General features: G+C 66.7%; 21 protein-coding genes. 7 read left to right on the forward strand and 14 right to left on the reverse strand.

Annotated features, from left to right (window positions below):
* The first annotated feature begins 245 nt into the window (after positions 1 to 245).
* From glyA to thiL, 7 genes are all read left to right on the forward strand, one after another.
* Positions 246 to 1,559, forward strand: a complete 1,314-nt coding sequence (gene glyA / locus V5F26_RS16310; protein WP_255683989.1) for a serine hydroxymethyltransferase — start codon at positions 246 to 248, stop codon at positions 1,557 to 1,559.
* A gap of 27 nt (positions 1,560 to 1,586) precedes the next feature.
* The gene (gene nrdR / locus V5F26_RS16315; RefSeq protein ID WP_394059493.1) at positions 1,587 to 2,096 is read left to right on the forward strand and encodes a transcriptional regulator NrdR; all 510 of its coding nucleotides are present in this window, start codon (positions 1,587 to 1,589) and stop codon (positions 2,094 to 2,096) included.
* 8 nt (positions 2,097 to 2,104) lie between these two features.
* Positions 2,105 to 3,256, forward strand: a complete 1,152-nt coding sequence (gene ribD, locus V5F26_RS16320) for a bifunctional diaminohydroxyphosphoribosylaminopyrimidine deaminase/5-amino-6-(5-phosphoribosylamino)uracil reductase RibD (protein ID WP_394947387.1) — start codon at positions 2,105 to 2,107, stop codon at positions 3,254 to 3,256.
* A gap of 1 nt (position 3,257) precedes the next feature.
* Positions 3,258 to 3,869, forward strand: coding sequence for a riboflavin synthase (locus V5F26_RS16325; protein ID WP_234052251.1), 612 nt, complete (start codon positions 3,258 to 3,260; stop codon positions 3,867 to 3,869).
* A gap of 134 nt (positions 3,870 to 4,003) precedes the next feature.
* Positions 4,004 to 4,495, forward strand: coding sequence for a 6,7-dimethyl-8-ribityllumazine synthase (gene ribH / locus V5F26_RS16330; RefSeq protein ID WP_234052252.1), 492 nt, complete (start codon positions 4,004 to 4,006; stop codon positions 4,493 to 4,495).
* Positions 4,492 to 4,977: a transcription antitermination factor NusB gene (gene nusB / locus V5F26_RS16335; RefSeq protein WP_394947386.1), complete on the forward strand. Its 486-nt coding sequence runs from the start codon at positions 4,492 to 4,494 to the stop codon at positions 4,975 to 4,977. The genes ribH and nusB overlap by 4 nt, the downstream gene beginning before the upstream one ends.
* 1 nt (position 4,978) lies before the next feature.
* Positions 4,979 to 5,983, forward strand: a complete 1,005-nt coding sequence (gene thiL, locus V5F26_RS16340) for a thiamine-phosphate kinase (protein ID WP_394947385.1) — start codon at positions 4,979 to 4,981, stop codon at positions 5,981 to 5,983.
* Positions 5,984 to 5,989: 6 nt separating this feature from the next.
* Here thiL and V5F26_RS16345 read toward each other — a convergent pair whose 3' ends face one another.
* The 14 genes from V5F26_RS16345 to nuoL form a co-directional block, all read right to left on the reverse strand.
* Entirely contained in the window at positions 5,990 to 6,424 is a 435-nt protein-coding gene (locus V5F26_RS16345) for an EamA family transporter (protein ID WP_394947384.1), read from the reverse strand.
* A gap of 1,630 nt (positions 6,425 to 8,054) precedes the next feature.
* Positions 8,055 to 8,897, reverse strand: coding sequence for an energy transducer TonB (locus tag V5F26_RS16350; protein ID WP_394947383.1), 843 nt, complete (start codon positions 8,895 to 8,897; stop codon positions 8,055 to 8,057).
* Positions 8,898 to 8,902: 5 nt separating this feature from the next.
* Positions 8,903 to 9,388 carry a TonB system transport protein ExbD gene (gene exbD, locus V5F26_RS16355; protein ID WP_394055170.1) on the reverse strand — a complete coding sequence of 162 codons (486 nt, stop codon included), beginning with the start codon at positions 9,386 to 9,388 and terminating at the stop codon, positions 8,903 to 8,905.
* 12 nt (positions 9,389 to 9,400) lie between these two features.
* Positions 9,401 to 10,384, reverse strand: a complete 984-nt coding sequence (gene exbB / locus V5F26_RS16360) for a tonB-system energizer ExbB (RefSeq protein WP_394055172.1) — start codon at positions 10,382 to 10,384, stop codon at positions 9,401 to 9,403.
* 232 nt (positions 10,385 to 10,616) lie between these two features.
* A complete protein-coding gene (locus tag V5F26_RS16365; RefSeq protein ID WP_234052259.1) occupies positions 10,617 to 11,309 on the reverse strand; it encodes an ABC transporter ATP-binding protein in 693 nt (230 codons plus the stop codon).
* Between the two features lie 38 nt (positions 11,310 to 11,347).
* On the reverse strand, positions 11,348 to 12,646 hold the full coding sequence (locus V5F26_RS16370) for a lipoprotein-releasing ABC transporter permease subunit (protein ID WP_234052260.1): 1,299 nt from the start codon (positions 12,644 to 12,646) through the stop codon (positions 11,348 to 11,350).
* Positions 12,643 to 13,965 carry a proline--tRNA ligase gene (gene proS / locus V5F26_RS16375; RefSeq protein WP_234052261.1) on the reverse strand — a complete coding sequence of 441 codons (1,323 nt, stop codon included), beginning with the start codon at positions 13,963 to 13,965 and terminating at the stop codon, positions 12,643 to 12,645. The genes V5F26_RS16370 and proS overlap by 4 nt, the downstream gene beginning before the upstream one ends.
* Before the next feature lie 851 nt (positions 13,966 to 14,816).
* Positions 14,817 to 15,089: a DUF1467 family protein gene (locus tag V5F26_RS16380; RefSeq protein ID WP_394055173.1), complete on the reverse strand. Its 273-nt coding sequence runs from the start codon at positions 15,087 to 15,089 to the stop codon at positions 14,817 to 14,819.
* Positions 15,090 to 15,099: 10 nt separating this feature from the next.
* Positions 15,100 to 15,504, reverse strand: a complete 405-nt coding sequence (mce, locus tag V5F26_RS16385; protein ID WP_394055174.1) for a methylmalonyl-CoA epimerase — start codon at positions 15,502 to 15,504, stop codon at positions 15,100 to 15,102.
* A 52-nt stretch (positions 15,505 to 15,556) separates the two neighbouring features.
* Entirely contained in the window at positions 15,557 to 17,227 is a 1,671-nt protein-coding gene (locus tag V5F26_RS16390) for a ribonuclease J (protein WP_234052264.1), read from the reverse strand.
* A gap of 149 nt (positions 17,228 to 17,376) precedes the next feature.
* A complete protein-coding gene (locus tag V5F26_RS16395) occupies positions 17,377 to 18,144 on the reverse strand; it encodes a biotin--[acetyl-CoA-carboxylase] ligase (RefSeq protein ID WP_234052265.1) in 768 nt (255 codons plus the stop codon).
* A gap of 3 nt (positions 18,145 to 18,147) precedes the next feature.
* On the reverse strand, positions 18,148 to 19,578 hold the full coding sequence (gene nuoN, locus V5F26_RS16400; protein ID WP_234052266.1) for an NADH-quinone oxidoreductase subunit NuoN: 1,431 nt from the start codon (positions 19,576 to 19,578) through the stop codon (positions 18,148 to 18,150).
* A gap of 13 nt (positions 19,579 to 19,591) precedes the next feature.
* Complete coding sequence (locus tag V5F26_RS16405; protein ID WP_394055177.1) at positions 19,592 to 21,103, reverse strand: NADH-quinone oxidoreductase subunit M; 1,512 nt, start codon at positions 21,101 to 21,103, stop codon at positions 19,592 to 19,594.
* 5 nt (positions 21,104 to 21,108) lie between these two features.
* A complete protein-coding gene (gene nuoL / locus V5F26_RS16410; RefSeq protein ID WP_234052268.1) occupies positions 21,109 to 23,034 on the reverse strand; it encodes an NADH-quinone oxidoreductase subunit L in 1,926 nt (641 codons plus the stop codon).

Here is a 23,034-nt window from a genome sequence, read left to right on the forward strand (position 1 = left end):
GCAGGCCGCGGTCAACGCCCACTGGAGCCACTGCGGAGGAGCCGCGACCGGAGCACGAGCATAAGCCCTGCGCGTGCATGCACATGCCCGGCGAGCGGGCCTGCGATGGTCATGCCGCAATCTCGCCCTTTGGACTTGGCGCCGCCGGTGTGATAAGCGCTGTGACCCGCTTGGATGGGGCTCTTCTCGTCAGACACCTCCCCGCCCACCGGACTTTCCGTAGCCGACATCACCGGAGACCTGCCATGGCCTCGCAGGACGCGAACGCCGCCTCCATTTCCGAGGAAAAGAACCGCTTCTTCACCGCCTCGATCGCGGAGACCGATCCCGAGATCGCGAGCGCGATGGAGGCGGAGCTGGGTCGCCAGCGCGACGAGATCGAGCTGATCGCCTCTGAGAACATTGTTTCGCGCGCGGTGCTGGAGGCTCAGGGCTCCGTTCTCACCAACAAGTACGCGGAAGGTTATCCGGGCAAGCGCTATTACGGCGGCTGCCAGTTCGTGGACGTGGCCGAGAACCTCGCCATCGAGCGCGCCAAGAAGCTGTTCGGCTGCGCCTTCGCCAACGTGCAGCCCAATTCGGGCAGCCAGGCGAACCAGGGCGTGTTCTTCGCCACCATGCAGCCGGGCGACACCTTCCTGGGCCTGAACCTGGCCGCCGGTGGACACCTGACCCACGGCTCGCCGGTCAACATGTCCGGCAAGTGGTTCAAGGCTGTGCCCTACACGGTGCGCCAGGACGATCAGTATATTGATTACGAGGAAGTCGCCCGCCTCGCGGACCAGCACAAGCCGAAGGTCATCGTGGCCGGCGGCTCGGCCTATCCGCGCATCATCGACTTCCCCAAGATGCGCCAGATCGCCGACAGCGTCGGCGCGCTCTTGATGGTGGACATGGCCCATTTCGCGGGCCTGGTGGCCGGTGGCGCTCATCCGAGCCCCTTCCCCCACGCCCATGTGGTGACCACCACCACCCATAAGACCCTGCGCGGCCCGCGCGGCGGCATGATCCTGACCAATGACGAGGACCTGGCCAAGAAGATCAACTCGGCCATCTTCCCCGGCATCCAGGGTGGCCCGCTGATGCATGTCATCGCCGCCAAGGCGGTGGCTTTCGGCGAGGCGCTGCGCCCCGAGTTCAAGCTCTACGCCAAGAACGTGGTGGAGAACGCCAAGGCCCTGGCCGAGACCCTGAAGGGCCACGGCTTCGCCATCGTCTCCGACGGCACCGACACCCATCTGATGCTGGTGGACCTGCGCCCCAAGAAGCTGACGGGCAAGGTGTCCGAAGCGGCTCTGGGCCGCGCTCACATCACCTGCAACAAGAACGGCATCCCCTTCGATCCGGAGAAGCCGTTCGTGACCTCGGGCGTGCGTCTCGGCACCCCGGCGGGCACCACCCGCGGGTTTGGCGTGGCGGAGTTCCAGCAGATCGGCGACTTCATCGCCGAGGTGCTGGGCGTGCTCTCCCAGAAGGGCGTGGACGAGGATTCGCTGGTGGAAGCCGCGGTGCGCGACAAGGTCTCGACCTTGCTGAAGCGCTTCCCCATCTACGCCTGAGCCAGGCGCGCCGGAGGCGAGCGATAGATGCGGTGCCCTTATTGCGGGAGCCTCGACACCCAGGTGAAGGACTCCCGTCCCACCGAGGACAACACCGCCATTCGCCGCCGGCGCATCTGCCCTGACTGCGGCGGGCGCTTCACCACTTTCGAGCGCGTGCAATTGCGCGAGCTCATGATTCTGAAGCGCTCCGGCCGCCGCGTTCCGTTCGATCGCGACAAGCTCGCCCGCTCCGTCCAGGTGGCCCTGCGCAAGCGCCCCGTGGATGCCGAGCGGGTGGAGCGCATGATTACCGGCGTGGTCCGCCAGCTCGAGGGCATGGGCGACACCGACATCCCCTCCGAGACCATCGGCGAGCTGGTGATGGCGGGCCTGAAGCAGCTCGACGACGTGGCCTATGTGCGTTTCGCCTCCGTCTATCGCGATTTCCGCGAGGCGAAGGATTTCGAGTCCGCCCTGGCGGAGCTCAACAGCGACGGGGAGCCCGAGGCGCCAGAGCCGGAAGCCGGCCTTCGCCCGCCGCGCAGCGTGGATTGATCGGCAAGATGGCGCCTGCGTCCCCGGTTCCCGTTCATGTGACCTCCCCGGAGGAGGATGAGCGCTTCATGGCGGAGGCGCTCACCATCGGCCAGACCGGGCTCGGCCGCACCTGGCCCAACCCTTCAGTGGGCGCGGTGGTGGTGCAGCACGGGCCGGACGGGCCCTGCGTCGTCGGCGCCGCCGCGACCGCCGCAACCGGGCGCCCCCATGCCGAGCCCCAGGCCCTCGCCCAGGCGGGCGAAGCGGCCCGCGGCTCCACCCTTTATGTCACCCTGGAGCCCTGCTCCCACCACGGCCGCACGCCCCCCTGCGCCGACGCGGTGATCGCCGCCGGCGTTCGCCGGGTGGTGGCGGCCCTCGAGGATCCGGACCATCGCGTGAAGGGCCGCGGCGTCGCGCGGCTCCGGGCGGCGGGCATCTGGGTCACGGTGGGCGTGGGCGCGGAACAGGCGCTGGAAGACCATGCCGGCCACATCCGCCGCGTCACCGAGGGGCGGCCCCACGTGCTGCTCAAGATGGCCGTGTCGGCGGACGGCAAGGCCGCTTTGCCCGGCCCCCGGCCGGCCGTCATCACCGGCCCTGAGGCGCGGGCGCGGGCGCACCTGATGCGGGCCCATGCGGATGCCATCCTGGTGGGCGTGGGCACCGCGCTGGCGGACGACCCCATGCTGACCACCCGGCTGGAGGGCTTCGAGAGCCGCTCGCCGGTGCGCATCGTGCTCGACAGCGCCCTGGCTTTGCCCCTCGAATCGAGCCTTGTCCGCACCGCCTGCGAGGTTCCGGTGTGGGTCGTCACGGCGGAGGATGCCCCGGCCGATCGCGCCGCCGCCCTGGCCGAGCGGGGCGTTGAGGTGCTGCGCGTGCCGCGCGGCGGGCCGGAGGACCGGCCCTATCTTCCTGCGGTCCTGAAGCTGCTGGGCATGCTGGGCGTGACCCGGCTAATGGTGGAGGGCGGCCCCACCACGGCCGCGGCCTTCCTGGACGCGGGACTGGTGGACGAAGTGGCCGTGTTCTCGAGCCCCGTGGTGCTGGGGCCCGATGCGGTGCCGGCGCTGCCCGGGCGGCCGCTCTCCCGCCTGTTCGCCCCCGTGGGTTTCGCCGAGGTGGAACATGCCAGCCTCGGTCCCGATCACCTTTTGCGCTTGTGGAGACGCTAGAATGTTCACCGGCATCGTCACCGATGTGGGCGACGTCATCGCGGCGGAAGCCCGCGGCGAGGTCAAGACCCTTACCATTGCGACCGACTTCGACGCGGCCACCATCGCGCTCGGCGCCTCCATCGCCTGTTCGGGCGTGTGCATGACGGTGACCTCCGTTTCCACCGAGGGGCCGCGCAAGACCCGCTTCACCGTGGATGCCGGACCGGAGACCCTCGCCATCACCACCGTGGCGTCCTGGCAGCCGCGCCGGCGCATCAATCTGGAACGCTCCTTGAAGCTCGGCGACGAGCTCGGCGGCCACATGGTTTCCGGCCACGTGGATTCCACCGCCAAGGTGCTGAAGCGCGAAGATCTCGGCGCCACCACCCGATTCGAGTTCAAGGTGCCCGATGCGCTCGCCCGCTTCGTCGCGGTGAAGGGCTCGGTGGCGCTCGACGGCACCTCGCTCACCGTCAACACGGTGGTGGACAACACCTTTTCCTGCCTGCTCATTCCCCACACCCTGGCGGTCACCACCTGGGGCGGCGTGATGCCCGGCGACCTCGTGAATTTCGAGGTGGACCTGATGGCGCGCTATGCGGCGCGGCTGGCCGAGTTTCCCCGCGCCTGAACACGCGTGCGCGGCGTATATTCAAGACGCTGGCAAGAAGCTGAGACCAGCTCTGCGCTTAAGGCACATGCGGCACGCTTGCGCGGCGCGGCGCGCTCTTGTACGCCTCGCGCCTCTATTTGGAGACGATGCCCATGGTCACGACGCGCAGGGAAGGCTCTCACGAAAAGGATGACCTGCTCGAAGGCGCCCGCGTGCTCATCGTCGAGGCGCGCTATTATGAGGCGCTGGCGGACGAACTGCTGGCCGGCGCCCGCGCGGTGCTGGAAGCCGCGGGCGTCGAGGTCATCGTGGTGACGGTGCCCGGTTCCCTTGAGATTCCGATCGCGGCGGAAATCGCCCTCGATGCCGCCGAGATGTCCGGGGAAACGCTGGACGCCGTGGTGGGCCTCGGCGTGGTGATCCGTGGAGAAACCTACCATTTCGAGATCGTGTCCGGAGAATCGGCCCGCGGCCTGATGGAGCTCGGCCTTGGCCGCGCGCTGCCCGTGGGCAACGGCATCCTCACGGTGGACACCGAGGCGCAGGCCTGGGAGCGCGCCCGCGTCACCGAGGGTGACAAGGGCGGCGGCGCGGCGGCCGCGGCGCTGTCGCTGCTGCGCCTGCGCAGGAGGCTGGAACAATGAGCGAGCCCGCGACAAGCTGGCCCATGAAGAAGAGCGCCGCGCGGCTCGGAGCCGTGCAGGCGCTTTACCAGATGGATCTGGCGCAGACGCCCATTCACGACATTCTGGCCCAGTTCGAAAGCCACTGGCTTGGCCAGGAGGTGGAGGGCACCCAGCTGCCCGACGCGGATGTGAAGCTGTTCCGCGCGGTGGTGGAAGGCGTGCTGTCCGAACAGCGCCGCATCGACCCGCTGGTGGACAAGGCGCTTTCCAATGGCTGGCCGCTGCGCCGGGTGGAAGCTGTGCTGCGCGCGGTGCTGCGCGCCGGAGCCTTCGAGCTGCTGGCCCGCCCGGAGGTTCCCGCCCGCGTTGTCATCGCCGAATATGTGAACGTGGCCGGCGCCTTCCTCGACCGTGACGAGACCGGCATGGTCAATGCCGTGCTCGACACCCTCGCCCGCGAGCTGCGCACCCGCGAATTCGCCGGGCCGGGAGCCGCCTGACATGACGGGCGCCGGCGAACGGGGATCCGGCGAGGATCGCTTCATCGCCCGCTTCTTCCGCCCCGTGGCTGGTGCGCCGGAGGCCCTCGGCCTGCTCGACGATGCCGCACGGCTGGCGCCGCCTGCCGGTGAGGAGCTGGTGCTCACCACAGACGCGCTCGTGGCGGGCGTCCACTTCTTTCCCGATGATTCTCCCGCCAGTGTCGCGCGCAAGGCCCTGCGGGTGAACCTGTCCGATCTCGCAGCCAAGGGCGCCCGGCCCCTCGGCGCGCTGCTGACGCTGGCGGTTCCCAAGGATATTCCCGATGCCTGGATGGAGGCCTTCGCCTCCGCCCTCGGCGCGGATGCGGCGCTTTATTCCTGTCCCCTGCTCGGCGGCGATACGGTGGTGACGCCTGGGCCCATCACCCTTGGCATCACCGCCCTCGGCAGTGTGCCCACGGGCCATTTTGTGCCACGCACGGGCGCCGGGCCAGGCCAGGCCATCATCGTTTCCGGCACCATCGGGGATGCCGCGCTCGGCCTGAAGTTGCGCCTTGAGCCTCGGCAGACCGCCTTCGCGGCCCTTTCGGACGCGCAGCGCAGTCACCTGCTGGACCGCTACCTCCACCCCCAGCCCCGCCTGGCGCTGGCCCCGGCCCTGCGCGCCTACGGGGCGGCAGCCATGGACGTCTCCGACGGGCTGGTGGGTGATCTGGCCAAGATGCTTGCCGCCTCGGGCTGCGGCGGGCGCATCGAGGCCCATCGCGTCCCCCTTTCGGCAGCGGCGGACGCGGCGGTGCGCCACGACAAGACGTTACGTGCCACGGCCCTCACCGGCGGCGACGATTACGAGCTTCTCGCCTGCGTGCCCCACAAAGAGGTGCACGCTTTCGTGGTCGCGGCGGCGCAGGCGGGCGTGCCCGTCGCCCTCATTGGCGAGACGCGGGCGGAGCCGGGCCTTGACGTGCTGGATGCCGGCGGGCGGGTCATGGAACTCGGCAGCGGCAGCTACAGCCACTTCTGAGCGGGATCAGCCCAGCGCCACCAGGACCGAGCCGGCGGCGATGAGCAGCACGCCAAGGCTGCTCATCATGCTGAGCCGCTCGCCCAGGAACAGCACGCCGAACACCGCCACCAGCACCACGCTGAGCTTGTCCACCGGCGCGACGCGGGCGGCCTGCCCCAGCTTCAGGGCCCGGAAGTAGCAGAGCCATGAGGCGCCGGTCGCGAGCCCGGACAGCACCAGGAACAGCCAGGTGCGCGCCGCGATTTCACCGGGCGGGCTCCAGGCGCCGCCAGCCGTCACCATGGCGGCGATCAAAAGCAGGATCACCACGGTGCGAATCAAGGTCGCGAGATCCGGATGGATGCCCGCGACACCCACTTTGCCGAATATGGCCGTCAGCGCGGCAAAGGCGGCGGACAACAACGCCCAGAACAGCCATGAACCCTGAAGGGAAGACATTGCGCGCCTCTCGCGGCGGCCCGATGCCGATCCGCGGCGAAAGCATAGCTCAAGTCGGGCCCCGGCGCGCGTCCTCCTCTACCGGATGAGGCCGCCGGCGCGCCTTGGGGCCAATGGCCCTTCGGCCCCGCGACGGGCCTTCCGCTCGCCGTCGTCGCGGCCGACACGGAGGGCATCCCGCATGTTGCCCCCCGCGCGCCTCCCTCCGGCGAGCTGTGGGAAGGCCGTAGACCAAGCCCCACTCGCGAGACACGGAGCCGACGCATCGGCACGCCCCCTGGCCCGGCCTGCTCAGCATTCCGCGCCGCCCATGCCTCGCACCGCAGGCCGGCACCTAAACGTCAGCGTGCAGCACGTCGGTCTCCGCCCTTCGCGCGCGCGGCGAGAAGCCAGCCCCCATGCGGGCGCGGCCGAGGCCCCGGGCGGCCCTTCGCGCGCGAGGCGGGAACCGGTTCGCGTAAGGGACTGGCGTAAGAGCACAGGGATAGGCCGCCTTCGTGTTTCCGTGAAGGAGCAGAGGTAGCTGGCGCCCTTAGGCGGAACACAGCTGTCGCTGGAGGGGACCGCTCCGCACGACTGGCCTCGATACTGGTCGGCTCGCGGCCCTGGACGGCTTCGCACTCTGTCGTCACGCCGGCAAGGCCTCCCCTCATGAAGCCAGCCCAGGCGTGGTCCCCTTCCCGCCGAACGACGGAAATGTGGCGGACCAGACCCAACCCTTCGCACAGTCTGGATCCGGCCAGGAGGCGCACGCGCCCGCCCCCGTCATGGAGCCCCTGTCATGGAGCCCCCGTCATGGAGCCCCCCTGGAGGACCCTCCGGGAGCTCCCTCCTTGAGGCCCCCCATTCCGCTCACCGCGCGAGACCTGAGGGCGGCCCGTTTCAGGCCAACCTGCATGATGGACATTTCGCGGCAGCGCCCCAGCTTCGCCATCGCGGCTTCGAGCAACGTGGGCACCGGATCGCCGAGAGCGTCTCAGCCAACCAGCCGCCGCCGCCTCCCCGCGTCCACGAAAAGGAGACGGCCCGCGGCAGGCCAGTGCTGTTCGTGCGCCCGCCTAGCCCCTTTTTGAGGGACGCCACTTTAAGTGCGCGACTGGCGACGCGAGGCTGAGATGCGGAGTTGCGCTCTGGACCCGGGCCCTCAAGCTCCCCAGCCGCGCGAGGGCCAGAGCGATGGTGGTGCGGTCTGAGGTCTGGGCGCCCCCCGTGATCAGGCGCCATCCCACGCGCGACATCGGATGCAGATCGCTCCATGCTGTTCCATCGAGAACGGCCCATCGAGGCCCGCTCCCTGCCCGCGCGACGCGCCTTCAGCGCCGGGGCCGGACAAGATCAAACTGAGTCCTGATCACTCCCGACTGCCTATGCGCGAGACAAATTCAGGGGGGTCGCTCGTCCCATGCCAAGCTGCTGGACGCCGATGGACGGCAGGCCAGCAGCCTCGCCGCACCTCGCATGCGGGGCGGCCCCGGCCGAGGCGCAACATGCCGCTCCTCCGACCGACGTGAGGTCCTGCAGCCCCTCACTCCACCCGGCGCGGGCCCCACGCAACGGCTCGGCTCGGTGGAAGACGGCACGCGGCGGCCCCTTTTCGCGGGACGGAGAGCCGCCGGCATGCCTTGTCGCGTCAGCGGCGCGTGAAATTCACCGGCACACTGAAGCTCGCCCCGCGCCCATCCGGCGGGGCCGGGAACGGAGACGCGCGCCGCACCGTCGCCACAGCCTCGTCATCCAGCACCGAGGAGCCGGAGGAGCGGACCAGGCTCACCGACGTCACGCGCCCGGAGCCGTCGAGGGAGAAACGCACGGAGGGCCGCCCCGTGACGCCCTCGGCGCCGCGCGGATAGCGCTTGAAGCGGTTGAGGTGGGCGGAGATCATCGCCGCCCAGCTGGCCCGCGCCTGCGAGTTGCTGGCGGAAATGCCGGGAGACGGCGCGGCCGTGCGCTGCGAAGGCGCCGCCTCCGAGCGGGGCGCGGCGGAGGTCACCGGAGCCTGGCGACGCCGGGTCGGCTTGGCCTCCTTCTTGGGCTTCTCCTCCGGAGGCTTCTCCTCGGGCTTGCGCATCTCCACGGGCTTGGGCTGCGGCTCGGGATGGGCTGCGGGCAAGACCACTTCGGAGGCCACGGGCGTCGGCGGCAACTCGGGCGCGTCTTCCGCCACCTCCTGCTTCACCGGCTCGGTGGGAGCGGGCTCCTCCTCCGGCTCATCAGGTGCATCGGGCGTGGTCTGCGGCGCCTGCATCATCTCCGGACCGGGCGCCACGTCCTGGGTCTGGGAGGGCGCGCTCACCGGCATGGGGGCGAGCTCGATCATCACCGCTGCGGGCGGCGCCGCGGCGCTTTCCTCCCGGTGCCAGAACAGAGCCGCATAGACGAAGCCGGTGTGGGCGAGCACGATCACAAGCCCGGCGGCCAGCCAGCGAAAAGCGGAAGCACGAAAGCGACCCCGCTCCATGTCGTGCCAGTGCATGGCACTCACTGTGCCGCCCCCGGTGCCGGCAAGGTCGCGGGCGCGGCGGCGGCAGGAGCGCCACCGCCCCCGGTCGGCGGCCCTTCAAGGCCCACGAGCGCCACCTTCAGATAGCCTGCGGTGCGCAGAAGGTTCATCACCTCCATGACCGAACCATAGTCCACCGACTTGTCCGCCCGCACGAACACCCGCTGCTCGCGATCGGACTGGCTGGCCTGGTCCAGCGCCGCGCCAAGGGCGCCGCGATCCACCGGCTCGTCGCCGATGGCCAGCGAGCGGTCGGCCTTCAGCGACAAATAGATGGGCTTGTCAGGACGGGGCTGCGGCTGGGCGTTGGAGGTGGGCAGGTCCACCTTCACGTCCACGGTGGCGAGCGGGGCCGCCACCATGAAGATGATGAGGAGCACCAGCATCACGTCGATGAACGGCGTGACGTTGATTTCGTGATTCTCGGCGAGATCGTCGCCGCCGTGGTCGAGCTTCGCGGCCATGGCGCGCGCCCGTCACTCGGCCGCGGCGCGCAGATTGCGCGCGCTGCCCGCCTCGCTCGCGCGATCGAGATCACGGGAGAGATGGCGCATGACCTCCGCCGATGTATCGGCGAGGCGCGCCTTGTAGGCGGAGATGGCGCGGGCGAACAGATTGTAGATGACGACCGCCGGAATGGCGGCGACGAGACCGATGGCTGTAGCCAGCAGCGCCTCGGCGATGCCCGGCGCCACCACGGCGAGATTGGTCGTCTGCGCCTTCGAGATGCCGATGAAGGCATTCATGATGCCCCACACCGTGCCGAACAGGCCCACGAAGGGCGCCACGGCGCCAATGGTGGCGAGCACCCCGGTGCCGCCGGACATGCGCCGGCCGGCGCCAGCCTCGATCCGGCCCAGGGCGATGGCCACGCGCTCCTTGATGCCCTCGGCGGACAGGCCTTCCGAGACCTCGCACTCCTCCAGCGCGGCGTGGACTGTGGCGGGGGCCGGTCCCCGGCCCTTCGGAACCAGGCGCGAGGCGGCAACCAGGGTGGGCGCCGAGCGCAGGGCCTTCAGGGTGCGACTCACCTGCCGGCGGGCGAACATCAGCTCCAGCGACTTCACGAACCACACGGTCCAGGTGATCACGGACGCCAGGGCCAGGCCGAGCATCACCGCCTTCACCACCCTGTCGGCGGCCATGAACATGCCCCAGGGGGACAGGTCGTGCGGCAGCGTGGAGGCGGCCGGCGCCGGCGCCTCCTGCGTTCCGGCGGGCGCGGGGGTGGCGACGGGAAGAGGCTCCGGAGGGGTCACCTCATGCGACGCCGTTCCGTGCGCGGCCGGCGGGGCCACAGGAACGGACGGCGCCACGGCGGGCGCCGAGATGGGCGGGGCGGGAATGGCTGGCGCGACAGCGGCGGCCGGCGCGCTGGCGGAGGCCGCAGGAGCCGGCTCAGCCGGCGGCACCTGCGCGGAGGCGGGCACCACGGAAACGGTGCCGCAAGCGAGCACCATCAGCGCCGCGCTCAAACCAGACCGAAGAAAATGCGCCGCCTTCGGCAGCGAGGCGGAAATGCAAAGGGGCATCGCGCGTCACCGGAATTGCTTCAACTATCGGGGTTCGCTGGCGATCCCGCAAACGGGAAATGGCTCGCAAGAGCACCTATACCCCCATTTCCCCCCTACGCTAACCCCTGTCGCGCCCGCGCGCACGCCCTTCCGCTAGGATAGAATTGCAATAAGCTACTCAGACCAGCTCCACGAGCTTACCTTCCCGCAGGGTCACCCGCCGGTCCATGCGGGCGGCGAGGTCCAGATTGTGGGTGGCGATCAGGGCCGCGACGCCGGTGGCCTGCACCAGCTCCGTCAGCGCGCCAAAGACATGATCCGAGGTCTTGGGGTCGAGATTGCCTGTCGGCTCGTCGGCCAGCAGCAGGCGCGGCGCATTGGCCAGCGCGCGGGCGATGGCCACGCGCTGCTGTTCGCCGCCCGAAAGCTCCGAGGGCCGGTGCGTCAGGCGCGCGCCGAGGCCCAGATAGCTGAGCAGATCCTTCGCGCGGGCATTGGCCTCCTTGTGGGAGAGGCCGCGGATCATCTGCGGCATGGCCACATTCTCCAGCGCGGAGAACTCACCCAGCAGATGATGGAACTGGTAGACGAAGCCGATATGCATGCGCCGGATGCGCGTGCGCTCCGCATCGGCCAGGCGCGCCGTGGGCCGTCCGTCGATGAAGACCTCGCCTTCGTCCGAGTGCTCCAGCAGCCCGGCGATGTGCAGCAGCGTGGACTTGCCCGACCCCGAAGGCGCCACCAGCGCCACCGACTGCCCCGGGGAGATGGTCAGATCCACCCCGCGCAGGATTTCGAGCGCCCCCACCCCTTCCGTGTAGCGGCGGACGACGCCGGTGAGGGCGAGGGCATAGTTGGAGCGAGGCGGCATGGCAGGCGAGCCTGGGCGACGGCGGGTGGGTTGATCCATCACTCGTATCTCAGGGCTTCGACGGGATCGAGCCGGGCGGCGCGCCAGGACGGGTAGAGCGTGGCGAGCAGCGAGAGCACCAGCGCCATCACCACCACCGTGGCGGTTTCACCGAAGTTCATCTCCGCCGGCAGCTTGGAAAGATAATAGAGCTCGGGCGAGAACAGCTCCGTGGAGGTGAGCCACGAGATGAACTGGCGGATACTCTCGATATTGAGACACACGATCACGCCCAGCAGCAGCCCCACCAGCGTGCCGACCACGCCGATGGACGCGCCGGTGATGAGGAACACGCGCATCACCGCCCCCCGTGTCGCCCCCATGGTGCGCAGGATGGCGATGTCGTGGCCCTTGTCCTTCACCAGCATGATCAGGCCGGAGACGATGTTGAGCGCCGCCACGAGAACGATGAGCGTGAGGATGAGGAACATCACGTTCCGCTCCACCTGCAGCGCGTTGAAGAAGGTGGCGTTGCGGCGGCGCCAGTCCACCAGATAGACCGGCCGCTCGGCGGCGGCCTCGATGGCGCCGCGCAATTCCTGAACGTCGTCCGGATGGTCGATATAGACCTCGACGGCGTTCACATCGCCATTGCGATTGAAATAGGCCTGGGCCTCGGGCAGCGGCATGAACACGAAGGCGCTGTCATATTCCGACATGCCCACTTCGAAGATGGCCGCCACCTTGTAGACCTTGATGCGCGGCGAGGTGCCCATGGGCGTCACCGCGCCGCGGGGCGCCACCAGGGTGATGTTGTCACCCGCGCGCAAGGAGAGCTGGTCGGCGAGGCGCTTGCCGATGGCGAGCCCCTGCCCCGTGTCGAACCCCTCCAGGGTACCGGAGCGGATGTTCTGCGCCACCGAGGGCAGGCCCCGCAGGTCCTTCTCGGTGAGGCCCCGCACCAGAACGCCCGAGGCACCGAACTGGGAAGAGGCCAGGGCCTGGCCCTCCACCAGCGGCACGGCGAGGCGCACGCCATTGAGCTTCGAGATGCGCTCGGCAACGGCCTTGTAATCGGTCAGCGGGCTTTCCAGGGGCTGCACCAGCACGTGGCCGTTGAGCCCCAGGATCTTGCCGAGCAGCTCCTGGCGGAAACCGTTCATCACCGCCATGACGATGATGAGGGTCGCCACCCCCAGCATGATGCCGAGAAAGGAAAAGCCCGCGATGACCGAGATGAAGCCTTCCTTGCGCCGGGCCCGCAGGTAGCGCAGCGAGAGCATCCATTCGAACGGGGCGAACGGCCGCGTTCCGGTGGGTTCGTCGCTTCTGGCCCCCGCGGACGCCCTCGCCGTCATGCCTTCAGCCTCTCCAGAATGTCGCTCGGCGCGATCAGCTCACGCTCACCGCCACGACGGCGCTTCAGCTCCACCTTGCCATCGGCAAGTCCCTTCGGCCCTACCAGGATCTGCCATGGCAGGCCGATGAGATCCGCCGTGGCGAACTTGGCGCCGGCGCGCTCCTCGGTATCGTCATAGAGCACATCATAGCCGGCGGCGGTCAATTCCGCGTAAAGCGCCTCGCACGCCGCGTCCGTGGTGCTGTCGCCGCTCTTCAGGTTCAAGATGCCCACCTGGAAGGGGGCAACCGCATCCGGCCAGATGATTCCCGCGTCATCATGGGAGGCCTCGATCATGGCGGCCACGAGGCGCGAGGGACCGATGCCGTAGGAACCCATGTGCACGGTGTGGGCATTGCCGTCCGGCCCCTGCACGCTCACGCCGAAGGGCTCGGAATACTTGGTGCCGAAATAGAAGATGTGGCCCACCTCGATGCCCCGGGCCGCCAGCCGCTTGCCCTCGGGGATGGCATTGTAGGCCGCCTCGTCGTGCTTTTCGGAGGTTGCCGCGTAAAGCGAGGTGAAATCGTCGAACACCTGCTGCAGGCCGGCGACATCGTCGAAATTCACATTGGCCGGCGGCGGCGCCATCTCCAGATAGTCGCCGTGGCAGAACACCTCGCTCTCGCCGGTGGAGGCCAGGATGATGAATTCGTGTGAAAGATTGCCGCCGATGGGGCCGGTGTCGGCCACCATGGGAATGGCCTTCAGCCCCATGCGCGCGAACGTGCGCAGGTAGGCCACGAACATCTTGTTGTAGGAGTGCCGCGCGCCGGCCGCGTCGAGGTCGAACGAATAGGCGTCCTTCATCAGGAACTCGCGCGAGCGATAGACACCGAAGCGCGGGCGCACCTCGTCCCGGAACTTCCACTGGATATGGTAGAGGTTCAGCGGCAGCGACTTGTAGGACTTCACATAGGCGCGGACGATGTCGGTGATCATCTCCTCGTTGGTGGGGCCGAACAGCATCTCGCGATCGTGCCGGTCCCTGATTCGTAGCATCTCCTTGCCATAATCGTCGTAGCGCCCGCTCTCGCGCCACAGATCCGCGCTTTGGATGGTGGGCATCAGGAGCTCGATGGCGCCTGCACGGTTCTGCTCCTCGCGGATGATGCCGCAGATCTTGTTCAGCACCCGGTGGCCCAGCGGCAGCCACGCGAAAATCCCCGCGGCCTCTTGGCGGATCATGCCCGCGCGCAGCATCAGGCGGTGAGAGACGATATCCGCCTCCCGGGGCACTTCACGCAGGATCGGCAGAAAATAACGGGAAAGGCGCATCGCAAGGCTCGACGGCTATGAGGATCGAAAACGGTCGGGCGGAGTGAAAGCGGAAGCGCCGCCAAAACACAAGAGCGCCGGCCAAATGGCCTCGAACCCGCCGCAATGTTGCGACGCAGCGTGCGACTTATTGCGGCGCAAGGATGACAAACGACAGAATCTTGTTCTAGTTTGGGCCCGCACAAGAAAGGGGATCGTCACCAGCCTGGCTTGCCGGGTGGGACATACGGTCCGGGTCTCGGGAGGAATCGAAGAATAAAGCCGACCGACAATCGCTCGCCAGACGGGCGTCCACGGAATCGGCAATCACGGATTGGCCATGCCACACGATAGCGGGCATTAGACCTGCAGGTGGCACAGGAGCCGTGGGAATGACAAAGGCGGGGCCACCGGGCCTCGCCTTTTCTTTTTCGAGCAATAGCTTACCGATCTTCCACCAGCATTCTCCGCTGGCCCAGCCGGGCGGACCAGCAGTGCGCTTCTTCCGTGTGATCGTCCTGGTGGCGGCGCCGCATTTCCCGAAACAGCAGCCGCAAACCCAGCGCGCGCGATTCTCGAAAGCCGCGCAGGTGGTCACCTGCCGTAGCCCTGCTTGTGGTTCAGCGCGGCCCATTTATAGCAAGTAATTGCTATAATATCAACGCCCCGAGTCGCAGGGCGTCCGGAGGGCGGGCGGAAAAAATCAGGACATTTATTTGCTGCAATGCAGCATATTGGTATCTGCACACCGCACCGTGATGGCCGGCCAAAAATAATTTTCGGACCGGATGCCGCCCCTTCCTCCCCTCAAGACTCGGCCGCACGGGCGCCATCGCGCGTGGGCGCGGCGGGAGAGCCGGGCCCGAGGGCCTTCAGTCCTTCCCGACGTCGAAGGGCATGGGGAAATCTTCCAGCGCGACGATGCCGCCAGCGAGCAGATAGACGATGCCGGCGGTGATCAGCGCCGCCAGCACGCTCGTGGCGAGGGCCTTGCGCAACAAGGCCGGCCGCACGGGCGCTCCGGGATCCGTACCCGGAGCGATATCGCGGGTTTCCGCCTGGGAGCGCACGCCCCACGGCAACACCGCGAACAGCGTGATCCACCAGACCACGAAATAGATGGCGACGACGGCTCCGACCGACATCGCCGCGCCCTCACGCCTGCTCGAGTTCGACGAGGGTGCCGTTGAAGTCCTTGGGATGCAGGAACAGCACGGGCTTGCCATGGGCACCGGTCTTCGGCTCGCCGGAGCCAAGCACCCGGGCGCCCTTCGCCTTCAGCTGGTCGCGGGCGGCAAGGATGTCGTCCACCTCATAGCAGATGTGGTGGATGCCGCCGTCGGGATTACGCTCCAGGAATTTCGCGATGGGGGAATTCTCGCCCAGCGGCTCCAGGAACTCGATCTTGGTGTTGGGCAGGGTGACGAACACGGTGGTCACGCCGTGCTCTTCCTGCGGCACCGCGGCGGAAACCTCCGCGCCCAGCGTGTCGCGATAGAGCTTGGAGGCGGCAGCGATGTCGCGCACCGCGATGGCCACGTGGTTCAGCCGTCCGATCATGATGTCCTCGTCCTTTCGCGCCAGCCCGTGCAGCCGGCCTCGCTTCCACCCATCACACTTCGAGAACGTGGACGTGGCAAACGGGTTTTTTGCCCCACACCGCGTTCACCGCCCCGCGGACGGCGCGCTCCAGCGTATCCGCCAGCGCGTCGGGGTCGCGGCGGCGCGCCTTCGGCAAGCCCTCCAGGGTCGCCACCACGGCGTCCAGCACATGGTCCAGCATGTCCACATTGCCGTCGCCCCGCTCCGGCACGCCGGAAAGCTCAACGGAGGGATCACCGGCGATGGTGCCATGCTTGTCCACGGCGACAGCCACCGAAACCGCCCCCACATAGCTCAGCTTGCGCCGCTCCGGCAGGGTGCGCCCGCCTTCAGGCAGCATCAGGCGCCCATCCTTGTAAACGCGCCCGAAGGGCACTTCCCCCACCCGCTCCGCCGGCCCTGGCGCCAGGCGAAGCATCTGCCCGTCATAGCAATTGACCACCTCTGGCACGCCGAGGCTGCGCGCGAGCTTGGCATGCTCATGAAGATGCAGCGCCTCACCGTGGACCGGCACCGCCAGCTGCGGCCGCACCAGCGCGTACATCTTCTCCATCTCGCCGCGGCGCGGATGACCGGAAACGTGCACCAGCCCGTCGCGATCCGTCATCACCTCCACCCCACGCTTGATGAGCGCGTTGATGATGTGATTGACCACCTTCTCATTGCCGGGAATGGTGCGCGAGGAAAACACCACCAGATCGCCCGGGGAGAAGGCAATCTCCGGATGGTCGTCATCGGCGATGCGCTTGAGCGCCGCGCGCGGCTCACCCTGGCTGCCGGTGAGGATGGCCACCACCCGTTCGCGCGGCAGGTAGCCGTAGGCGTCGGCACTGCGGAATGCGGGGATGCCCTCCAGCAGCCCCTGCTCGCGCGCAACCGCAATCACACGCTCGAGCGCCCGGCCGACCACCACCACATCGCGCCCCGCAGCCAGTGCCGCTTCCGCGATGCCGCGGATACGGGCCACGTTCGACGAGAACGTCGTGAAGGCGATGCGGTGCTTGGCTTTCGCCACGATCTCCTTCAGCGAATTCGCGACATCGCGCTCGGAAGGCGAGACCCCGTCGCGAATGGCGTTCGTGGAATCGCAGATCAGCGCGCGAACACCCTCATCCCCCAGGGCACGGAGCCGGTCGGTATCCGTCGGCAGGCCCACCATGGGTGTGGGATCCAGCTTCCAGTCTCCGGTGTGCACCACCAGTCCTGCACCGGTGCGGATTGCGACCGCATGGCTGTCCGGAATCGAATGCGCTACCGGCACGAACTCGACCTCAAACGGCCCGAGCTGAATGCGCTCCTTCGCCCGCACCACAGTCACCGGGAGGGACGCGGGCGCTCCCGGCTCGCCTGCCCGCTTGGCCTCCAGCAGGCCGGCGGTGAACGCCGTTGTGTAGATGGGGCACTGCAGGCGGGGCCACAGATCCAGCACCGCGCCAATATGGTCCTCATGACCGTGGGTGATGAGGAGGCCGGCGATATTCTTCTTCTCCCCTTCGAGGAAGCGAATATCCGGCAGCATCAGGTCAACGCCGGGCGCCTCGTCTCCGGCGAAGCTCATGCCGAGATCGACCATGAGCCAGGTCCGCGACTTCTTCGGCCCCGCGCCATAGATCGCGAGGTTCATGCCGATTTCGCCAACCCCGCCGAGGGGCGCGAATACGAGTTCGTCCGAGACTGCCATTGAGCCGATCACTTCCCCCCAGGACTCACCGCCTCTAGGAGGGATGCGGACGGTGCGTGCCCCAAGCTTGAAACATCCGCCGCTGCCTGGGCCGCCCTGCGGACCTCCGCACAGCCACAAGACGCGCCGGCACGTGTACCTCGCGTCCCCTACTCTGGCACGCGCAGCGAGACATCCCCTGCGGTGATGATTTCCGCGATGCCATCGCGACGGCGCAGCATCATCGCCCCGCGCGCGTCGATATTCTCGAACCGCCCCACCACTTCGCGCTCGCCGATCTTCACGCTCACCTGATCACCCATGCCAAGCGCATGGCGCATCCAGTCCGAACGAATTCCGGCGAAACCGCTGCCGGCGTGCCACTGATTGAGGCGCACCGCCATGGCGAGGTCCAGCGCTTCCAACAGCCGATCCGGAGCGGTCGGAGCTCCGGCCTCCTCAAGGCTCGTCGCCTTGTAGGGCAGGTCATCGGGGTGATGCAGGCAGTTCACCCCAAAGCCGATCACGGCCGCCGGCCGGCCATTGGCGTCCGTGCCGCCCTCCACCAAAATACCGGCCAGCTTACCGCCATTCAGCAGAAGATCGTTGGGCCATTTCAGCTTGAGGCTGTCGGCCTGCAATTGCGGCGCCGCCGACAGAACGGCATCGCGAACCGCGAGACCCGCGACAAAGCACAGCTGCGCCAGATTGGCGAGCGGGGCGGGGTTCGGCAGCACCAAAGTCGCAAAAAGATTGCCGAGCTCTGAGGTCCACAACCGGCCGCGGCGCCCGCGTCCTGCCGTTTGAATATCGGCCACGAGCCAAACCGGCATGATCTCGCCCCGCGCAAGCCGGGCGAGACCTTCCGCATTGGTCGAACCAATCTCGGTGAAGCGGATGATGGGAACCGTGGAACCCTGGAATTCGTATTGTGCCATCGATCAGAAGAGCGAGCGGGCAGCGACCCCCGCCGCCTCAATGAGAGGAGCGGGATAGACGAAATAGAAGATCGTGAAAAGCCCGCTCACCGCGAGCACGGCCTTCAACTCCGTCGGCATGGGGTCGAACGCATCCGCCGGCTCATCAAAGTACATCACCTTGACGACGCGCAGATAGTAGTAGGCCCCCACCACCGACGCGAGCACACCGATAACGGCCAACCCATAAAGCCCCGCCTGGATCGCGGCGATGAACACGTAGTACTTCGCCAGGAACCCCGCGAGCGGCGGGATGCCCGCCAGCGAGAACATCAGCGCGCCGAACATCAGCGCCATCAGCGGGTTGTTGCGGGCCAGTCCGGCCAGATCGTCAATGTTTTCCACCGCACGCCCCTGGCGCCGCATGGTGAGCACGCAGGCAAACGAGCCCAGGGTCATCGCCACGTAAATCGCCACATAGACCAGGACGCCCCGCACGCCCTCAGCCGTGCCCGCCGCCAGACCCACGAGGGCAAAGCCCATATGGCCGATGGAGGAATAGGCAAGGAGGCGCTTGATATTGCGCTGGCCGATAGCCGCGAACGCACCCAGCAGCATGGACGCCACCGACACGAACGCCACGATCTGCTGCCACTGGTGAGCGATGTGCGGGAACGCCTCCATCACCACGCGGATGAGAATCGCCATTCCGGCGACCTTCGGTGCTGTCGCGAAGAAGGTCGTCACCGGGGTCGGCGCACCCTCATAGACGTCCGGGGTCCACATATGGAACGGCACCGCCGAGATCTTGAAGCTGAGGCCCGCCAGAACAAACACCAAGCCGAAGATGAGACCGATCGACGGCTCCTTCACCTCGGTGGCGATCACCTCGAAATTCACCGAACCGGTGAAGCCATAAACCAGCGACGCACCATAAAGGAGCATGCCGGACGAAAGAGAGCCGAGCACAAAGTACTTCAGGCCCGCCTCGGTCGAGCGGATGGAATCCCTGTTGATCGCCGCGAGCACGTACAGCGAGAAGCTCATCAGCTCCAGGCCAAGATAGAGCGCGATGAGGTCACCCGCCGACACCAGCATGCACATGCCGAGCGTCGCGATGACGAAGAGCACAGCATACTCAAAGCGCGCAAGCTTCTCCCGGTTCTGCCAGTCCACAGCCATGATCAGCGACACCGTCGCGCCGAAGATGGCAAGACCCTTCATGAACCGACCAAACGGGTCGATCACCAGCGAGCCGTTGAATGCGACCGTTTCTACGCTCGGCCCGAGCAGGACCAGAACGCCCGCCGCCGCGAGAACCGCGATGGCGAGACCCGTGATCAAATTGGCCGCCCCCTCACCGCGCACCGCGCCGATCAGGATCAGCACGAGCGCGGAGATGGCCAGCACCAGTTCGGGCAGGACAGCACCGAGCGGAGGCAGGAGCTGCGTCATAGCAACCTCAAAATCAGAAGGTGAGGAGGAGCGCGGACTTCACCGCACCCGCCACCTGATCGGTGCGCGCGACCACCGCGTTCACCGCATGGGAGGTCATGTCGAGGATCGGCGCGGGCCACACCCCGAACAGGATCGTGATGAACACCAGCGGAACCAGGATCGCCAGCTCGCGCGGCGACAGGTCGAGAATGTTCTTCAGGCTGTCCTTCTCAAGCTTCCCGAAGATCACCCGCCAGTAGAGATAGAGCGCATAAGCCGCCGAGAGAATCACGCCCGTTGCGGCGAAGAACGCCACCCAGGTGTTCGCCTCGAACGCGGCGAGCATCGTGAGGAACTCACCGACAAAGCCCGAAGTGCCCGGCAGGCCGATGTTCGCCATGGTGAAGATCATCATCACCGTCGCGTACTGCGGCATCCGGTTTACCAGGCCACCATAGGCCGCGATCTCGCGGGTGTGCATCCGATCATAGATCACGCCAACGCACAGGAAGAGCGCCCCCGAGACGAAGCCGTGGGAGATCATCAGGAACATGGCACCCTGAAGGCCCTGCTCGTTCATCGTGAAGATGCCCATCGTGACGAAGCCCATGTGAGCAACCGACGAGTAGGCAATCAGCTTCTTGATGTCTTCCTGAACCAGCGCCACCAGCGACGTATAAATGACCGCAACCACTGACAGCGTGAACACCAGCGGCGCGAAATAGTGGCTGGCTTCAGGGAACATCGGCAGAGAATACCGGATGAAACCATAGCCGCCCATTTTCAGCAGAACGCCCGCCAGGATCACCGAACCGGCCGTCGGCGCTTCCACGTGCGCATCCGGCAGCCAGGTATGCACCGGCCACATGGGCATCTTCACCGCGAACGACGCGAAGAAAGCAAGCCACAACCACGTCTGCATGCCCGACGGGAAGCCGAACTCCAGCAGCTTAGGCACGTCCGTCGTGCCCGCCTGCCAATACATGGCCATGATGGCCAGCATCATGAGCACCGAGCCCGTCAGCGTGTACAGGAAGAACTTGAACGCCGCGTAGATGCGCCGCGGACCGCCCCAGATACCGATGATGAGGAACATCGGAATGAGGCCCGCCTCGAAGAAGAAATAGAACAGAACGAGGTCAAGGGCGCAGAAGGTGCCGATCATAAACGTTTCGAGCACCATGAACGCGATCATGTACTCCTTCACCCGCTTATGCACGCTCTGCCAGGAGGCAAGGATCGCGAACGGCATCAGAAAGGTGGTGAGGATCACGAACGGCAGCGAGATCCCGTCAACGCCCATGTGATAGGCGGCGACATCGCCAAGCCACGCCTTCTTCTCGACGAACTGAAAGCCCGGAGCCGTCGGATCGAAATTCGGCAGCAGAAGCAGGGAGACAAAGAAGGTCACCAAGGTGGTCCACAACGCCACCCAGCGGGCGTTGCGGGCCGCCACCTCATCGTCGCCCCGCACCACGAAGATGAACAGGGCGCCGACAAGCGGCAAGAAGGTGACGACGGATAGGATGGGCCAGTCGGTCATCGGCGTCACACTCCGGAGAACATGAACCAGGTGAGAAGGGCCGCGACGCCGATGAGCATCACGAAGGCGTAATGGTAGAGGTACCCAGTCTGCAGCCGCACGACGCGGCCGGTGACATCAAGCACGCGGGCGGAAACACCATCCGGGCCAAGGCCGTCAATGATGGATCCGTCACCCCGCTTCCAGAGCACGCGGCCAAGCCACATGGCCGGACGCACGAACAGGAAGTCGTAGAGCTCGTCGAAGTACCACTTGTTGAGCAGGAACTTGTAGAGCCCGGGCTGAGCCTGCGCGAGCGCAACCGGTATCTTGGGGTTCACCACGTAGAACCAATAGGCCACGAGGAAACCCAGAACCATCATCGCAGTCGGTGCCAGCACCAGCAGCTCCGGCATCTCGTGCATCGCGTGCAGCACATGGTTCTCGGCGCCCATGAAAATGGACGCACGGAAGAACTCATGGACGTCCTCGCCCACGAACACCTGGTAAAGCGCGAAGCCCGCGACGAGCGACCCGGCGCCCAGCACACCAAGCGGAATGGTCATCACCAGCGGCGACTCGTGCGCATGATCATAATGATGCTGATCATGCGGCTTGCCATGGAAGGTCATGAACACGAGGCGCCAGGAGTAGAAAGACGTCAGCGCAGCGGCGATCACAGTCATCGCCCAGCCATAAAGCGCAAAGGCGTTATGGCTCGAGTACGCCGCCTCGATGATCGCATCCTTGGAGTAATAACCCGCGGTGAAGGGGAAGCCGGTGATGGCCAGAGTTCCAATCAGCATCATCGCATAGGTGAACGGCACCTTCTTATAGAGGCCGCCCATGTGCCGCATGTCCTGCTCGTGATGCATCGCGTTGATCACGGAACCGGCGCAAAGGAACAGCAGGGCCTTAAAGCAGGCGTGCGTCAGGAGGTGGAACATGCCGATCGAATAGGCGCCCGCGCCCATCGCAGCGAACATGTAGCCCAGCTGAGAGCAGGTGGAATACGCGATCACCTTCTTGATGTCGTTCTGCACCAGCGCGATCGTGGCCGCGAAGAAAGCGGTGGTCGCACCAATCAGCATCACCACGTCGAGCGCAGTCTGCGAAAGCTCGAAGATGGGCGACATGCGCGCCACCATGAACACACCCGCCGTCACCATCGTCGCGGCATGGATCAGGGCCGACACCGGGGTGGGGCCTTCCATCGCGTCCGGCAGCCAGGTGTGCAGCAGCAGCTGCGCCGATTTACCCATGGCACCGACGAACAGGAGCAGCGCGATCACGGTCGGCGCGTCCCAGTTCTGACCCAGGAAGTTGATGCTCTTGCCGGCGAGCGAAGGGGCCGCCGCGAACACCTGATCGAACGCAACCGACCCAGTCATCACGAACGTGGCGAAGATGCCAAGCATGAACCCGAAGTCACCGACGCGGTTGACCACGAAGGCCTTCATCGCAGCCGCGTTCGCGGACGGCTTCTCATACCAGAAACCGATCAGCAGGTAGGAAGCAAGACCCACGCCTTCCCAGCCGAAGAACAGCTGCACCAGATTGTCAGCGGTCACCAGCATCAGCATCGCGAAGGTGAACAGCGACAGGTAGGAGAAGAAACGAGGCCGGCACGGGTCATCGTGCATGTACCCCATGGAGTACAGGTGCACGAGGCTCGACACCGTGGTCACGACAATGAGCATCACCGCGGTGAGGCTGTCGATGCGCAGCGCCCAATCGATCTTGAGGCCGCCAACGTCGATCCAGTTCAACAGGTGAATGCGCACCTCATGGTCGTCGAACCCGACGCTCACGAACGTAATCCATGCGAACAGACACGCGATGAAGAGGAACGTGGTCGTCACCACTTCGCTCGCCCGCGCCCCAATGGACCGACCGAACAAAGCCGCAATGAGGAAGCCCGCAAGCGGCAGAAAGACAATCGCCTGATACAT

This window comes from Xanthobacter variabilis, from assembly GCF_043831965.2.
In the GTDB taxonomy this organism is placed as follows: domain Bacteria; phylum Pseudomonadota; class Alphaproteobacteria; order Rhizobiales; family Xanthobacteraceae; genus Xanthobacter.